The sequence below is a fragment of the Quatrionicoccus australiensis genome (assembly GCF_020510525.1).
Classification (GTDB): Bacteria; Pseudomonadota; Gammaproteobacteria; order Burkholderiales; family Rhodocyclaceae; genus Azonexus; species Azonexus australiensis_B.
In genome coordinates, this window is the sequence record NZ_CP075188.1 from 866,978 (window position 1) to 883,046 (window position 16,069).

Annotated in this window: 13 protein-coding genes and 1 pseudogene; all 14 read left to right on the top strand. The window is 55.9% G+C overall.

What is annotated here, in order from left to right; all coding sequences use genetic code 11:
• Positions 1-485: 485 nt before the first annotated feature.
• A pseudogene (locus tag KI612_RS19920) lies at positions 486-1,121 on the top strand (methyl-accepting chemotaxis protein); the annotation flags it as partial.
• Positions 1,122-1,139: 18 nt separating this feature from the next.
• On the top strand, positions 1,140-1,505 hold the full coding sequence (locus KI612_RS04280; protein ID WP_226442596.1) for a response regulator: 366 nt from the start codon (positions 1,140-1,142) through the stop codon (positions 1,503-1,505).
• Between the two features lie 88 nt (positions 1,506-1,593).
• Positions 1,594-3,888: a chemotaxis protein CheW gene (locus KI612_RS04285; RefSeq protein WP_226442597.1), complete on the top strand. Its 2,295-nt coding sequence runs from the start codon at positions 1,594-1,596 to the stop codon at positions 3,886-3,888.
• A gap of 23 nt (positions 3,889-3,911) precedes the next feature.
• The gene (locus tag KI612_RS04290; RefSeq protein WP_226442598.1) at positions 3,912-4,412 is read left to right on the top strand and encodes a chemotaxis protein CheW; all 501 of its coding nucleotides are present in this window, start codon (positions 3,912-3,914) and stop codon (positions 4,410-4,412) included.
• A gap of 29 nt (positions 4,413-4,441) precedes the next feature.
• The gene (locus KI612_RS19875) at positions 4,442-6,823 is read left to right on the top strand and encodes a methyl-accepting chemotaxis protein (protein WP_319002987.1); all 2,382 of its coding nucleotides are present in this window, start codon (positions 4,442-4,444) and stop codon (positions 6,821-6,823) included.
• 33 nt (positions 6,824-6,856) lie between these two features.
• Positions 6,857-9,685 (top strand): methyl-accepting chemotaxis protein, encoded by a 2,829-nt coding sequence (locus tag KI612_RS19880; protein ID WP_319002988.1) that lies wholly within the window; start codon positions 6,857-6,859, stop codon positions 9,683-9,685.
• 65 nt (positions 9,686-9,750) lie between these two features.
• A complete protein-coding gene (locus KI612_RS04315; protein WP_226442599.1) occupies positions 9,751-10,590 on the top strand; it encodes a CheR family methyltransferase in 840 nt (279 codons plus the stop codon).
• 20 nt (positions 10,591-10,610) lie between these two features.
• A complete protein-coding gene (gene cheD / locus KI612_RS04320; RefSeq protein WP_226442600.1) occupies positions 10,611-11,216 on the top strand; it encodes a chemoreceptor glutamine deamidase CheD in 606 nt (201 codons plus the stop codon).
• 48 nt (positions 11,217-11,264) lie between these two features.
• Positions 11,265-12,317: a protein-glutamate methylesterase/protein-glutamine glutaminase gene (locus KI612_RS04325; RefSeq protein WP_226442601.1), complete on the top strand. Its 1,053-nt coding sequence runs from the start codon at positions 11,265-11,267 to the stop codon at positions 12,315-12,317.
• Positions 12,318-12,393: 76 nt separating this feature from the next.
• Positions 12,394-12,699: an STAS domain-containing protein gene (locus KI612_RS04330; protein WP_226442602.1), complete on the top strand. Its 306-nt coding sequence runs from the start codon at positions 12,394-12,396 to the stop codon at positions 12,697-12,699.
• A gap of 167 nt (positions 12,700-12,866) precedes the next feature.
• Positions 12,867-13,838 carry a chemotaxis protein gene (locus KI612_RS04335; protein ID WP_226442603.1) on the top strand — a complete coding sequence of 324 codons (972 nt, stop codon included), beginning with the start codon at positions 12,867-12,869 and terminating at the stop codon, positions 13,836-13,838.
• Between the two features lie 19 nt (positions 13,839-13,857).
• Positions 13,858-14,796, top strand: a complete 939-nt coding sequence (locus KI612_RS04340) for a chemotaxis protein (protein ID WP_226442604.1) — start codon at positions 13,858-13,860, stop codon at positions 14,794-14,796.
• A 21-nt stretch (positions 14,797-14,817) separates the two neighbouring features.
• Positions 14,818-15,213: a chemotaxis response regulator CheY gene (gene cheY / locus KI612_RS04345; RefSeq protein ID WP_226442605.1), complete on the top strand. Its 396-nt coding sequence runs from the start codon at positions 14,818-14,820 to the stop codon at positions 15,211-15,213.
• 7 nt (positions 15,214-15,220) lie between these two features.
• Positions 15,221-16,060, top strand: coding sequence for a protein phosphatase CheZ (gene cheZ, locus KI612_RS04350; RefSeq protein WP_226442606.1), 840 nt, complete (start codon positions 15,221-15,223; stop codon positions 16,058-16,060).
• Positions 16,061-16,069 lie beyond the last annotated feature (9 nt).

Genomic DNA, 16,069 nt, shown 5'->3' on the forward strand with positions numbered 1-16,069 from the left:
CCGTTATTTTCGCGCTGGTGCTATTGGTGCTGGGATGGGTGGCCGCCATCGTCTTTTTTTCGCCATCTCCTCTGGAGCAGACAGCACCGAGCGTTGTGTCGGATGCTGACCGGCAGATTATCGAGCATAGCAGCGATGCAATTGTTCGCGTGTCTGCCGAATTTTCGACGCAAGTAGCCGAGATTCGCGGCGAAGTGGCGCGTGCCCGGGATATTTTTTCCGAAGCCATCGCTCACTTGATCGAGAGTTTTCAGGGCATGAATATGCATGTGCAGCGTCAGCGGCAGTTGGGCATGCAGATCATAGCGGCCGAAGGCGACGGCAATTCGGTTGCCGAATTTGAACAGTTTGCGACCAAGACATCCGAGACCTTGCGCCAGTTTGTCGAGAGTGTCGTGGAAAACTCTCGCCTGGCAATGAGTCTGGTCGAAATGACTGACCGGATGAGCGTTCAAATGCGCGAGGTGCGCGGTCGACTTGGTGAAATCGAAGGAATTGCCAAGCAGACCAATCTGCTGGCGCTCAACGCCGCGATTGAGGCTGCCCGGGCGGGAGAGGCCGGGCGCGGCTTTGCTGTGGTGGCTGACGAGGTGCGCGATCTCTCCGGACGAACCAACCATTTCAGCCAGCAGATACGTGCTTCACTCGATGGCATGCAGGTTACTATCGACTCTTCCGAGAAGGCAATCAACCAGATGGCGGCGCAGGACATGACCTTCGCCCTGACATCGAAGGCCGATGTCGAGAACGCCATGTCCGGTATTGAGGATTTGAATCATCGAACCGGAGAAACCGTTGGCGAACTCAACCAGATAGCGGTGCAGGTCGAGGCCTCGGTTAACCAGGCCGTCATGTCATTGCAGTTTCAGGACTTGGTCACCCAATTGCTTGGCCATGTTGAAAAGCGGCTTGATTTGCTGGATGAGGTGGTGACTGACGAGCAGCGTATGGCGACGGTCTTGCGGGAGACCAGGGATCCGGTTGGTGCAGTTCAGGCACTTGATGCCCTGCGTGAGCATGTCGAGCAGCTGTCACAAAAAATGACCACCCTGAAACTTGGGGTGGACAAGAATCCTGTTGGTCAAACTGCATACACCAGCGGTGATGTTGAATTGTTCTGATGAATACAAGAGGAAAACATGGCTAAGACCATTCTCGCAGTTGATGACTCCGCGTCCATTCGTCAAATGGTGTCCTTTACGCTGAAGAGCGCCGGATACGATGTGATCGAAGCGGTGGACGGGATGGATGGCCTGGAAAAGGCAAAAGCAAAGAGTGTGAATTTGGTCTTGACTGATCAGAACATGCCGCGCATGGATGGACTGACCTTGATCAAGAGTCTGCGCAGTACGCCGCAATATGCGTCGACTCCCATTCTCATGCTGACGACGGAGTCTTCCGATGCAATGAAAATGCAGGGGCGTGCGGCAGGTGCTACCGGTTGGCTGGTCAAGCCGTTTGATCCCCAAAAACTTATCGAAGTCGTACGCAAGGTCATCGGCTAGCGCCGAGGGCGGCGAACCAGCGTCTACGCTGTTCGCAGCATTCGATTTCCGGCTGTCGCCCTGAAGGCAGCCGTGGTTAGGGGGTGGCATGGCTATCGATATGAGTCAGTTCTATCAGGTGTTCTTCGAGGAGTCCGAGGAGCATCTGGCGGCAATGGAGGCGCTGCTGCTCGATCTGGATCTTGAAAATCCGGATATGGAGCAGCTCAATGCCATTTTTCGGGCGGCACACTCGATCAAGGGCAGCGCAGGCACCTTCGGTTTTACCGATCTGGCTGACGCAACACACATTCTTGAGAACCTGCTTGATCGTATTCGCAAGCAGGAACTTGTGCTGCGTGCCGATATGGTTGATGCGTTCCTGGAGTCGGGTGACCTGCTGCGCGCCATGCTTGAGGCGCATCAGGGGCGAGGCGAGGTAGATTCGCAGGCGGTTGCGTCCGTGATGGCCCGGTTGCGTCAACTTTCCTCTGACGAGGCCGCTCCTGTTGCGTCGTTATCTCCTGTCGAGCTACCGGTCGACGTCCCCGTAGAGCCTAAAATTCCCTCGGTCCGGCGGGTTTTTGACATTCAGTTTGTACCAACCGAGCTGGCGGCGAAAGGTGATGCAGTTGCCAACCTGCTTGAGGACCTGCGGACTTTCGGTACGCTGGAGGTGATCAGTCAGCCGGATGCCGAGTTGCACGATGTGGGTTTCTGGCAATTGCGACTGAGCACGAACAGTCTTGAGAGCGATTTCTCCGATCGCATTGATTTCATTGCTGACAACGGTGCCTGGCGGATTACGGAGGACCTGACGGCAGCCAATCCGGAAACTGCTTTTGGCCTCTTCAGTGATTCCCCTGGCCTTCCTGATGATGAACGTGGCTACGGTTTTTTTGAGCCGGTTGCCGAGCATCCGCTGAAAGAGATTGTGGCCAGGGTTGAGTCTGCCGACGACAGCTATGGCTTTTTTGAGCCATTGGCCGAGGCGCCTGTTTCGGCCGAGAGTGGTTCCGAGGACGGCGAAGGCTATGGCTTCTTCGCTCCTTTGCCGGCCGTGCCAGCGCCGGTCGTCGAGGATGGCGAGGGCTACGGCTTCTTTGCTCCCTTGCCTGCGGTAGAGCCCGTTACAGAGGTTGTTGTGCCTGCCCAGCCGGTTCCTGCTGAGAAGGAAAGCGCTGTTCGCCCGGCGCGGCCGGCCAAGAATTCAACTGCGGCAACAGACTCCTCCATTCGGGTCAGTGTCGAAAAGGTTGATCAGCTGATCAATCTGGTTGGCGAACTGGTCATCACGCAGGCCATGCTGTTGCAAACCGTGACGCAAATGCAGGAGAGTGCGCCGGAAAGACTGGTCAGTGGTCTGGGGCTGCTCGAGCGGAATACGCGTGATCTGCAGGAGTCCGTGATGTCGATCCGGATGATGCCGATTTCGGCGGTTTTCTCGCGCTTTCCTCGGGTGGTGCGCGACCTGTCCGGCAAATTGGGCAAGCAGGTGGAGCTGAAGACCTCGGGTGAAAGCACCGAACTTGACAAGGGCTTGATCGAGCGCATTGCAGATCCGCTGACCCATCTGATCCGGAACAGTCTTGATCACGGCATCGAGTCGCCGGAGAAACGTGTCGCGGCAGGCAAGAGCCCGGTGGGTACCATTACGCTCAAGGCATATCACCAGGGTGGAAATATAGTCATCGAGGTGGGTGATGATGGTGCCGGCTTGCCGCGCCAGAAAATTCTCGCCAAGGCCAGGGAGCGCGGCCTGCCGGTGTCCGATCAGATGACCGACGGCGAAGTGTTCAACCTGATTTTCGAGGCGGGTTTTTCGACGGCGGATCAGGTGACCGACGTTTCCGGTCGAGGTGTCGGGATGGACGTGGTCCGTCGCAACATCCAGGCAATGGGTGGTCGGGTCGAGATAGAGTCGATTTATGGTGTTGGCACCCGGATGACCGTGCGCCTGCCGCTGACCCTGGCGATTCTCGATGGCATGTCGGTTGCGGTAGGCAACCAGACCTACATCCTGCCCTTGTCGTATGTGGTTGAGTCATTGCAGCCGCAGCCGGGCGATATCAAGACCTTGTCCAACCAGGCGCGGGTGATGCAGGTGCGCGGCGAGTATTTGCCGGTAGTGGTGCTGCATGAAGTATTCAACCTGAAGTCGAACTGGACTGATTTCACGCAAGGCATCATGGTTGTGCTGGATGCCGACGGAGCCAAGGCCGCATTGTTTGTTGACGGTCTGCTCGGGCAGCACCAGGTGGTCATCAAGAGTCTGGAAGCCAATTATCGGCGGGTGACCGGTGTCTCGGGTGCGACCATCATGGGGGATGGACATGTCGCCCTGATCCTTGATGTTTCGGCAATTGCCGGCATGGCCAAATCGAATGTGCAGAAAGCCGGCTGACGGCTGCAATCTGGAGTAAACAAATGGAACCGATGACGCATGCAGGGGCGGTAGTGAGCGATGAGGATCTGGTCGCCAGCGAGTATCTGACCTTCACGCTGGGAAGTGAGGAGTACGCCATCGACATCCTCAAGGTGCAGGAGATTCGTGGTTACGAGCAACCAACGCTGATTGCCAATGCGCCTGATTTCATCAAGGGGGTGATCAATCTGCGCGGCATCATCGTCCCGATCGTTGATTTACGCATCAAGTTCAAGCTCGGCAAAATCGAGTACACCCCGTTTACCGTAGTCGTTATCCTGAATATTGTCGGTCGGGTAATAGGCGTAGTGGTTGACAGTGTTTCCGATGTCATTTCTCTGAATGCCTCCCAGATCCGGCCGGCCCCCGATTTCTCGGGGTCTTTCGACACCAAATACATTCTTGGATTGGCATCGATGGATGCCCGCATGATGATCGTGACCGATATCGAGCGCCTGATGAGCAGTGCCGACATGGAACTGATCGATTCAGCTGTTGAGTGACCCATTGCGCGGCAAAAGGGAATACGGAAATGTTTAATCTTCGCAACTACAACATTGGTACCCGGCTCATCGTGACGACGATCGGGGCTCTATGCCTGATGCTGGCTTTTGTTGGCATTGCCCTGTTTAGCCTGAACACGATAGGTGCGCAGGTTGATCACATCATCAATAACAACGTCAAAAAAACCGATTTGGCGGGCGATATGCGCATGCGCAACCTGCTGATCGGCCGTCACGTCCGTACTGCCCTGATTCTTGAAGAGTCGGAAAAGCAGATGGGCGAAAAGAAGAAGGTGGACGATGATCTGGCCAAGTATCTTCAAGCCGAGGCCAGGATCAGCGAACTGACGGTGTCGGCTAAAGGCAAGGATATCGTCGAACATATTCAGGCCAGTCGTCGCCTTGCCGAGGCCTCGACCAACCAGTTGTTTGTCCTGATCAAGGCGGGTAACCGCCCGGAAATCGAAAAACAGTTTCTTGAAGACTTCCGCCCCAAGATGCAAGCCTGGTTTGATGCAGTGGGCGAATACGTCCAGTTGCAACATGACAACACGGATCGGGATGTGGCCGAGATCAATGTCATCAAATCCAATGTCCAGACGACGATGCTGTTTTTGATGGTGTTTGCGGTGGTTGTCATGATTCCATCCGGAATCTGGGTGACACGACAAATTACGCGCCCCCTTAACGAGGCTGTTGAATTGGCCGAATCTGTTGCTGCCGGGAATTTTGATCACACCGTCAACCCGGTCGGTGACGATGAGCCGGCGCATTTGCTGAAAGCGCTCGACAAGATGCAGGCTGATCTGAAACTGCGTAATCAGGCTGATCGCAAGGCTGCGGACGAAACCCTGCGCATCAAGGTGGCGCTTGATGTTGCCTCGAACAATGTGATGGTGGCCGATCCGGAAGGCAAAATCATTTACTGCAACGAATCGGTGCTGGCGATGATGCGGCATGCCGAAAATGATCTGCGCAAGGAGCTGCCGAATTTCCGGGCGGCAGAGATTGTTGGCGCCAACTTCGATATTTATCACAAGCAGCCGAGTCACCAGCGAAATCTGCTGGCTGGCTTGAAGGGGACATATCGCAACTCGATCCGTGTTGGTGGCCGCTCTTTCAATCTGGTGGCCAACCCGATCATCAATGCCCGTGGCGAGCGCCTCGGAACGGTTATTGAATGGCTGGACCGAACCGATGAGGTGGCCATCGAAAGTGACGTGGCTGGCATTATCGGCGCAGCGGTGTCCGGAGACTTCAGCAAGCGTCTGGACAGCAGCCGGATGAATGGCTTTTTCAAGCAGATATCGGATGGTATCAATGCCTTGCTCGAAGCCAATTCGCGGGCGTTGGGCGATGTGGGCGCCATGCTCGCACGCATGTCGAAGGGCGATCTGACGACGAAAATCGAGACCGATTATCAGGGCATGCTGGGCAAGCTCAAGGATGATGCCAATACAACGGTCGACAACCTGCAGGACATCATTTTGTCGATCAAGGATGCAACTGGCTCGATCAATACGGCGGCCAAGGAAATCGCTTCCGGTAACCAGGATCTGTCGAGCCGGACTGAGCAACAGGCGAGCAGTCTGGAAGAGACCGCTTCCAGCATGGAGCAGTTGACCAGCACGGTGAAGCAGAATGCCGACAGTTCCCGGCAGGCCAGTGAACTGGCCGGCAATGCCCAGCAGGTGGCCGTCAAGGGCGGGGAAGTGGTCGCTCAGGTCGTGCAGACGATGAGTGCCATTCATCAGTCGAGCAGCAAGATTGCCGACATTATCGGCGTGATCGACGGGATCGCTTTCCAGACCAATATCCTGGCGCTTAATGCGGCGGTCGAGGCGGCGCGTGCCGGCGAGCAGGGCCGCGGCTTTGCCGTGGTCGCCACCGAGGTGCGCAATCTGGCGCAACGCAGTGCTGCTGCAGCCAAGGAAATCAAGGGGCTGATCTCGGACTCGGTCGAAAAGGTATCGGTGGGGAATCGTCTGGTTGATCAGGCCGGGCGGACGATGGAAGAGGTCGTGACGAGCATCCGGCGGGTCGCCCAGATCATGTCCGATATTTCGTCGGCCAGCCGTGAGCAGAGTGCGGGGATCGAACAGGTTGGTCTGGCGGTGACCCAGATGGATGAAGTGACGCAACAGAATGCTGCCCTGGTCGAAGAGGCTGCGGCTGCGGCAGAGAGTCTTGAGGAGCAGGCAAATAGCCTGGCGCGTACGGTTGCAGTATTCGCGCTGGCTTCCGACAATCAGCGTTCGGTGACGCCAGAGGCCCGCTCGCAACCGGCAATGTCAAAGGCGCGTGCTGCCTTGGCACACAAGGAACCGGTCCGGCTCGGCACCCCGGCGGTCGACAAGCCGTGGGCGGCAAATTTACACGTGCAGGGTGATGACGAGTGGGCCGAGTTCTAATAACAGATAAACCAACAGAGTAGCGGGTCTAACGTGCGTACAAATCTACCGGTAAGCGATGTCGAGGTTGTTCTTGGCGAGCAGGCAATTATTGTTTCGAAGACTGACCTCAAGGGAAAGATTACTTACATCAATCAGGACTTCATCGAGGTCAGCGGTTTTACCGCGGAGGAACTGATTGGTCAGCCACATAATCTGGTGCGTCATCCGGATATGCCGGTAGAGGCCTTCGCCGATTTCTGGCGCGATCTGAATGATGGGCGTCCGTGGACCGGCATCGTCAAAAATCGCTGCAAGAATGGCGATTATTACTGGGTGCTGGCAACGGCAACGCCGATTCGTGAAAACGGCGAGATGGTGGGCTTCCTTTCGGTACGCCGCAAGCCGACGCGCGAGCAGGTGTCGGCAGCCGAAGGTGCTTATCGCTTGTTCCGCGAGAAGCGGGCGGGCGGGTTGCAGATTCGTCATGGCCAGGTGGTTAATGGTGGCAGTGGATTGTTTGCGAATCTTTCGCTGAAAGCCCGTCTTGTCTCCGGTTTCGCTGCAATCCTGTTGGCGCTCATGCTGGTCGCCGGCATGGGCTTGTTCGGCATGGCGCGTACGGATGATGCGGTCGAGGCACTTTATCGTGAGCGTCTGGCACCGGTTCAGGCACTGGCCGTCGTTGGCAAGTTGATGGCGGACAATCGGTCGCAGGTTCTGCTGTCCTTGCAGCATGATCCTGCTGGCGCTTATGCCAAATTGCATGATCACGAATTGAGCATGCACCTTGATACCATCGCCAAGAACAGTGCGGAGGTCGGACGCCAGTGGGACTCGTATCGCCAGAGCGTTAGCGCCCCCGAGGAGCAGGCTCTGCTGGGTGATTTCCAGCAGGCCTGGCAGCGCTATCTGGCCGAGGGGCTGCAGCCGGCTAGTGCTGCCTTGTCAGCCGGCCGTTTCGATGAGGCGAACCAGATCCTGTTGAGCAAGATCAATCCCTTGTACACGCAGGCTGCCGCCAAGGGGAATGAATTGTTCCGGCAGCAAGTCGAGCATGGCCAGTCACAGATGGCTGCGAGTGCAGAGAACTTCAGTCGCATGCGGGGCTGGATTGTCCTGCTGGTGGCCTTGGCTTTGCTTGCCGGCATTGTCATTGCGCTGTTGATCACCCGTTCGGTAACGCGGCCGATTGCGACCGTTATCGAGACCTTCCAGGCTTTGGCCAATGGCGACTTTACCCGGAACGTCGATGCATCGCGCAATGATGAGATGGGCAAGATTCTGCAGGGCCTGCAGTCCATGCAAATCCAGCAAGGATTCAATGTCGCGGAGAGCGTCAGGCTGGCCAACGACAATTTGCGTATCCGCATAGCCCTCGATTGTGTGTCGGCCAATCTGCGGATTGCTGATGACGATGGCCGGGTGATCTACGCCAACCGCGGCTTGCTCAATACCTTGCGGGCGATTGAACAAGCCTTGCGGGAAAAGACCCCTGGTTTCTCGGTCGACCGCTTCGTTGGCAGCAATATCGGCAATTTTTACGAAAATCCGTCTGCCGCGGTACAGGCTCTGCGCGAGTTGAAGCAAACCAGTTCGCGCGAAATGGAAATTGGCGGGCGTATATACAAGGTGCTGACCAACCCGATCGTAAATGATCGCGGCCAGCGTCTGGGAACGGTTGGCGAGTGGGTGGACCGCACGGCTGAACTGCATGCCCAGCATTCCGTGGCTGAGCTGATCAGCAAGGCGGCAGCGGGTGATCTCGAGGCGCGCCTTGATACCGGCAGCATGGAGGGTTTCTACAAGCAGTTGGGTGTTGGTATCAACAGCTTGCTTGAGACCAGTGGTGGCGTGATTGGCGAAATAGCAACACTTCTCGAGCAGATGGCGGTCGGCGATCTGACCCGCACCATTACCACCGATTATCAGGGCAGCTTTGCCAAATTGCGTGACGATGCCAACGATACGGTCGCGCGCTTGCGTGAATTGGTCAGGGATATCCAGTTTTCGGCAGAAACGATCAATACGGCAGCCAAGGAAATTGCTTCGGGCAATCAGGATTTGTCGAGCCGAACGGAAGAGCAGGCAAGCAGCCTGGAGGAAACCGCGTCGAGCATGGAGCAACTGACCGCGACCGTACGCCAGAATGCCGAAAATGCCCGTCAGGCCAATACGCTCGCCAGTACGGCGCAGGGCATTGCTGAAAAGGGGGGGGTGGTGGTGGGGCAGGTGGTCGAAACCATGGGCTCGATTCATCAGGCGAGCAGCCGGATTGCTGACATCATCGGTGTGATCGACGGGATTGCTTTTCAGACCAATATCCTTGCCCTCAACGCGGCCGTTGAGGCTGCACGCGCCGGGGAGCAGGGGCGTGGTTTTGCCGTGGTTGCCACGGAGGTGCGTAATCTGGCGCAACGCAGCGCAGCCGCAGCCAAGGAAATCAAGAATCTGATCTCCGATTCGGTGGATCGGGTTGCCGTGGGGAGTCGACAAGTCGACCAGGCCGGGCGCACCATGGAAGAAGTGGTGGTCAGTATCAAGCGCGTGGCCAAGATCATGTCGGATATTTCCGATGCCAGCCGCGAGCAAAGTGCCGGTATTGAACAGGTTGGACTGGCCGTCAGCCAGATGGACGAGGTCACGCAACAGAATGCCGCGTTGGTCGAAGAGGCCGCTGCGGCTGCTGAAAGCCTTGAGGATCAGGCAAACAGTCTTGCCCGTTCGGTGGCAGTATTCCGGGTTGAGGCGGGCGGGCAGGCACCTCGCCTGGCGGCGCCGCAGGGGCGGAATGAAGATGCGCAGAATCGGGCCAACCGCTCGGGCAGCAAAAAGCCGCTGGCAATGCCGGCAAGTATTGATGATGAATGGGAAGAGTTCTGACCATGGTCGAATTTCGCAGGCCGGGCATACCCGGCAGTACATCAGCGCCGGTCGGAGTGCAGCCTTTGGCTCCCCGTGAACAGGGTATTCGGGAGTTCAGCTTCTCAGCGGCTGATTTTGAACGGGTCAGAAAACTGATTTATCAGCACGCCGGCATTTCCCTTTCGCCAGTCAAGCAGGACATGGTGTACTCGCGGCTGGCCAGGCGTCTGCGTGCCACCGGCAAGCAGAGTTTTGCCGAATATCTTGATGCCCTGGAAAAAAATGGCGGGACGGAGTGGGAAAAGTTCGTCAATTCCCTGACCACAAACCTGACCTCGTTTTTCCGCGAGCCGCACCACTTCCCGATTCTCGCCGAGCAGTTGCAGAAGCTGGGAACGCAGCGCCCGATCCGTATCTGGTGCTCGGCCGCTTCTACCGGTGAAGAACCCTATTCGATCGCAATGACCGTTGCCGAAACCTTCGGCAGCAATATGTCGCACGTCTCGATTCTGGCTTCCGATCTGGACACCAATGTCCTGGCTACCGCACAAAAAGGTGTCTATGCACTGGATCGGGTTGAAAAAATGTCGCCCGATCGGTTGCGCAAGTTCTTTCTGCGTGGCACAGGCGTTCAGGACGGGTTCGTTGCCGTTCGTCCGGAGCTCAAGCAATTGATTGAGTTTCGCCGTATCAACCTGCTGGAGGCAAACTGGCCGGTCAAGGAGCCGCTGGACATCATTTTCTGCCGCAACGTCATGATTTACTTCGACAAGCCGACCCAGTACAAGATCCTTTCCCGTTTCGCGCCGTTGATGCAGGCCGGCGGTCTCATGTTTGCCGGTCATTCGGAAAGTTTCCTGCATGCGGCAGACCTCTTCAAGTCCTTGGGCAAAACGGTGTACGCCCCGGTCAAGAGCCGCTAGTCGATTGTTCGGGAGCTTGTGTGCAGCACGCCTATGATGAAAATCTCGCCGCCAATCGCTACTACGATCGAAACTTTCAGTCGGATGCAGCGAAGATATTGCCGGGGGAGTATTTCGTCTCGAATCAGGGGATGCTGCTGGTCACTGTTCTTGGGTCTTGTGTCGCTGCGTGCATCCGCGACGTTGATTCCGGTATCGGTGGCATGAACCATTTCATGCTGCCAGACGATGGCGGTCGTGATGTGATGAGTACTTCGGCTCGTTATGGCACTTATGCCATGGAAGTGCTGATCAATCATCTGCTGAAGCTGGGGGCCCGGCGTAACCGCCTCGAAGCCAAAGTATTTGGGGGGGGAGCCGTGATGGCGAGTTTGTCGAGCAGCAATGTCGGCGCCAGAAATGCCGAATTTGTCCTCGATTACCTGAAAATGGAAAACATCCCGATCGTCGCCAAGGATCTGCTCGATTCATATCCCCGGAAGGTCTACTATTTTTCGGCAACGGGGCGTGTTCTGGTCAAGAAACTGCATCGGGTCCATAACGAAACACTATTTGATCGCGAACGCGACTACAAGGGCCGTCTGGCTGGTGGCAAGGTTGAGGGCGATGTCGAACTGTTTATTTGAGCGTAAGTCATCCCGGTTGGAGGACAGGCTGATGCTGGAACTGCACTGATGAAAATTCGAGTTTTGATCGTTGATGATTCTGCCCTAATGCGCGGCTTGCTGACGGAAATGATTAATTCTGCCCCGGATATGACGGTGGTGGGGGTGGCTCCGGATGCGCCGACGGCTCGGGAAATGATCAAGGTGCTAAATCCGGACGTCCTGACTCTGGACGTTCACATGCCAAAAATGGACGGGCTGGAGTTTCTTGAACGTCTGATGCGCCTGCGGCCAATGCCTGTGGTCATGGTTTCATCATCCACCCAGGCAGGTTCCGAGACGACTCTGAAGGCACTGGAGCTTGGGGCAATCGACTTTATTGGCAAGCCCCGCGCCGATAATCCGAAAGTAATGGAAAGTTATGCGGAAGAACTGGTGGAAAAAATCCGGGCGGCCAAAGGGGCGCGTTTGCGCATCAGGCCGATGAGCGCGGCAGCCTCTTCGTTGCCGCAGGCGCCTGTTGTTTCAACATCGGTTATTCGGTCGGCCGCGAGTGGCAAAATCATCTTTGTTGGCGCGTCGACCGGTGGGACTGAAGCTATCAAGGAATTTTTGCTGCGTATCCCGGCAGACTGTCCGCCAATCATGATCGTGCAGCACATGCCTGAGTCTTTTACGGCTTCATTTGCTCGCCGCCTTGATAGTCTGTGCGCGCCTCGGGTAATCGAGTCGCAGGGAAATGAAAAGCTGGAGTCCGGTACGGTTTATATCGCTCCCGGTCACTCTCACCTCCAGGTTAAACGGACCGCTTCCGGATTGATGACCGAGTTGCTCTCGACGCCGCCGGTTAACCGGCATCGCCCGGCAGTGGATGTGCTTTTTGATTCTGCAGCAACGGTGGTCGGGCGACAGGCCGTGGGTGTCATTCTCACCGGAATGGGCAAGGATGGCGCCCAGGGGCTTTTGCGCATGCGTCAAAGTGGTGCGCGTACGATAGGTCAGGATGAGGCCAGTTGTGTCGTGTACGGCATGCCGCGCGAGGCATTCCTGGTCGGTGCCGTCGAAGAGCAAAGTCCCCTTGATGATATTGCACGGCGTGCATTGCAGGCGGTTGGTCGATGAATCGTCAATGACAGGCTTGCCGCCCCGGTCTAAAGTATTAAACTAGTTCCGACTCCTCCGATTTCCAGGAAAGAAAATGCAAGCAAACGTTATCAAAGAAGCTGGCAAAGCCACCATCAAACTGAATGGCCGTTTCGACTTCAACACGCATCGCGATTTCCGCAGCGCCTATGAACCGCTGATTGCCGATGCTGTTGTAAAAGCTGTAACAGTTGATTTTTCCAGTGTTGACTATCTTGATAGTTCGGCACTTGGCATGTTGCTGATGCTGCGCGACAAGATGGGGGGGGCGAACAAGGAGGTTGTGTTGACGGGTGTTCGTGGTAATGTCAAACAAGTTCTCGATATTGCCAATTTTGGCAAATTGTTCCAAATTTGCTAAAGTCGAAGCTGGTCCGGTCGATAAGTGTTGGTGGCACAGTGATGCTGGATGTGCCGGATGGCGCTTGGGTGCGCAGTTTGAGGCGAATGGAAAAGCGTGTATGCTAGATTCGCATCGGTGCCAAAGCCATTAAACAAGCCGATTGCACGAAGTGCGAGGGGATTACGATGTCTGAGTTGTTGAAGAATATCGACGCGCGAACCAAGCTGGCGGGAACCAACAAGCTTGAGATTTTGCTATTTTTTCTTGGCGTGGATCAGCGTACTGGTCGTCGCGAGACCTACGGGATCAACGTGTTCAAGGTCAGGGAGGTCATGCGTACTCCGCTGATCACTGCTGCGCCGGACATGCCGGCTTCGGTTGAAGGCATGGTCAGTTTGCGTGGCGCGCTGGTTCCGGTGATCGATCTCGCCAAGTACTCAGGCATCAGTGCCGATACGCCGCGTGAAATCATGATCGTGACCGAGTACAACGGCCATACGCAGGGTTTCCTTGTTGAAGGCGTTGATACCATTCTTCGTCTCGACTGGAGCAAGATGCGGGTTCCGCCGGAAATGCTGACGGCGCAGACCGGCGGTCTGGTTACCGCGGTTACGGAACTCGACGATGCCCGTTTGGTGATGATGATGGACGTTGAAAAAGTCCTCTCGGAAACCACCAGTATCGACAACGAAATCATGTTCCGTGGCGTTGTGCCGGTTGACCGTCCGGATTGCACGGTTTTCTATTGCGATGATTCCAGTGTTGCCCGCAAGCAGATCGAGCGTACCCTCAGTGTCATGGGGGTCAAAGGCTTGAGCGCGGTCAATGGCCGACAGATGTGGGAAGAAATGGAAAAAGTGGCGACCTACGCCCAGTCCATTGGCAAGCCGGTCTCCGAACTGATCAATCTGGTGCTGACCGATATTGAAATGCCGGAAATGGACGGCTACATCCTGACCAAGAAAATCAAGTCGGACCCGCGTTTCAATGGCGTTCCGGTCATCATGCATTCCTCGCTCTCCGGCATGTCGAATCAGAAACTCGGACAATCGGTTGGGGTTGATGAGTATGTTCCAAAATTTGAGCCGCAGCGGCTTTCCGAAACCTTGGCACGCCGCCTGGGCGTCGAGGTTTCCGCTCCGGTCGTGGCAGCCTGAACACTAGCGGGAGAGGATGATGGATCTCGTTGAAAATAAAAACCTGCTAGACAGCGTTGATGCTCGCACCCGTCTTGCTGGCTCCAACAAAATGGAGATTTTGCTTTTTACTTTGGGGACGCGCGAAATATTCGGCATCAACGTCTTCAAGGTCCGGGAGGTGGGGCGCACGCCACGGATCACCAAGACGCCCAACATGCCGCGCGGTGTCGAGGGGTTGATTTCCCTGCGTGGCAATGTCATTCCCGTGCTTTCTCTGGCGCCGTTCATGCATCTTGATGGCGTGGCCCCGGGGCTGGGAAAAACGATGATGGTGGCCGAGTACTCGAAGAGGACGCTTGGTTTCCTTGTGCACGAAGTGGATCGAATCATTCGTGTCGACTGGGAGCGGGTAAAGGCGCCTGAAAGCGTTTTGGCAGCTAATCAGGGATTGATTACAGCGGTTATCGAACTTGATGGCAGTAATCTGGTTTCGATTCTTGATGTCGAGCAGATTCTTGCCAACGCCTTTGGCGAGGCGATGATTGTTGATATCGCTCCGGCCCGGGTTGATCCCGACACCAGTGTTTTCTTTGTCGATGATTCCGTTGTGGCCCGCCGCAAAATTTCGGAAGTGCTCGACAAACTGGGCGTTCGCCACAAGCATGCAACCAACGGTATGGAGGCTTGGACGCGTTTGCAGGGTATCGCTGCGCATGCCTTGCAGAGTGGTCAGAATATTCGCGACGAGATTCGCTTGATTCTGGTTGATGCAGAAATGCCGGAAATGGATGGCTATGTGCTGACCAAGAATATCAAGTCGGACCCCCGCTTTGACGGCGTGCCGGTTGTGATGCATTCGTCTCTTTCATCCGAAGCCAATCGTGCGATGGGCAAGTCGGTGGGGGTTGATGCCTACGTCGCAAAATTCGATGCCGAAGCGCTGGCCGATACGCTGCGCCCGCTGATTGAACGATAACAAGCAAGCTCTGGAGTACTCATGGCAGCTGATCCAAAAATGAGATTTCTCGTGGTGGATGATTTTTCCACCATGCGTCGTATTGTCCGTAATCTTCTCAAGGAATTGGGCTACACCAATGTTGATGAAGCGGAGGATGGGGCGATTGCCTTGCAAAAATTGCAAGGTGGCGGTTTCGAGTTCGTCGTGACCGACTGGAATATGCCCAACATGGATGGTCTGACGTTGTTGCAGACGATTCGCGCAACGCCCACCCTCAAGCATCTTCCGGTTTTGATGATTACTGCCGAAGCCAAAAAGGAAAACATTATTGCTGCTGCTCAGGCTGGTGCCAGCGGCTATATCGTGAAACCTTTCACGGCAGGAACCTTGTCTGAAAAGCTGAACAAGATTTTCGAAAAGATGGGCTTGGCCTGAGGTGACCATGACCGCAAATAACGATTCCAATGACCTGGAAGCCCTCTTCGACTCGATTGCTGCCGACTTTACGCCGGAGCCGGTGAAGGCGCCTGCTCCGGCCGTGTCAGCAGCTCCTGCAACGGATGATAGTGATGATTTGCAGGCGCTGTTCGATAGCGTGGCTGCGGAATCGCAAGCATCCCACGTTGACTCCGCATCGAATTCCGCGCCGGGTGAACCGGCAGAGGGTTGGTCGAACCAGGAGTCTGTCTTCAACCGGATTGGTCACATGGCGCGTGCCTTGCACGACACCCTTGGTCAGCTTGGATACGACAAACTCCTTGAGAAAACAGTGTCGGCGTTGCCCGATGCCAAGGATCGCCTGGCATATGTGGCAAATTTGACTGAGCAGGCCGCTTGTCGGGTTTTGAATGCGACCGATATTGCCAGTCCGCTGGTGGATGAAATTGAGACTGGTGCGCGCGCATTGGGGCAACGCTGGGATCAGGTCTTTGCTAACCAGGTTTCACCGCAGGATTTCAAGCAACTGGCCGTTGAGACAAGGTCTTTCCTGAATGAGCAGATGCCGCAGAAGACCAAGGCAACCCATGCTCAACTGACAGAAATCATGATGGCGCAGGATTTTCAGGATTTGACCGGTCAGGTCATCAAGAAAATCGTTGCATTGGCGCAAGAGCTTGAGGCTGGCTTGATGAGTGTTTTGGTGGAGATCGTGCCGGACGCCAAGCGCACCGATGAGGTCAATAATTTGATGAATGGGCCGGTGGTTAATGCCGAAGGGCGCACCGATGTCGTTGTCAACCAGGAACAGGTTGACGATTTGCTGGATAGCCTCGGTTTCTGAGGGGGGTCG

Coding starts and splice junctions, on each gene's coding strand:
- KI612_RS04340 (WP_226442604.1), top strand. CDS start 13,858: ATGGATCTCGTTGAAAATAAAAACCTGCTAGACAGCGTTGATGCTCGC.
- KI612_RS04285 (WP_226442597.1), top strand. CDS start 1,594: ATGGCTATCGATATGAGTCAGTTCTATCAGGTGTTCTTCGAGGAGTCC.
- KI612_RS04280 (WP_226442596.1), top strand. CDS start 1,140: ATGGCTAAGACCATTCTCGCAGTTGATGACTCCGCGTCCATTCGTCAA.
- KI612_RS04290 (WP_226442598.1), top strand. CDS start 3,912: ATGGAACCGATGACGCATGCAGGGGCGGTAGTGAGCGATGAGGATCTG.
- KI612_RS04335 (WP_226442603.1), top strand. CDS start 12,867: ATGTCTGAGTTGTTGAAGAATATCGACGCGCGAACCAAGCTGGCGGGA.
- KI612_RS04325 (WP_226442601.1), top strand. CDS start 11,265: ATGAAAATTCGAGTTTTGATCGTTGATGATTCTGCCCTAATGCGCGGC.
- cheY (WP_226442605.1), top strand. CDS start 14,818: ATGGCAGCTGATCCAAAAATGAGATTTCTCGTGGTGGATGATTTTTCC.
- KI612_RS19875 (WP_319002987.1), top strand. CDS start 4,442: ATGTTTAATCTTCGCAACTACAACATTGGTACCCGGCTCATCGTGACG.
- cheZ (WP_226442606.1), top strand. CDS start 15,221: ATGACCGCAAATAACGATTCCAATGACCTGGAAGCCCTCTTCGACTCG.
- KI612_RS04330 (WP_226442602.1), top strand. CDS start 12,394: ATGCAAGCAAACGTTATCAAAGAAGCTGGCAAAGCCACCATCAAACTG.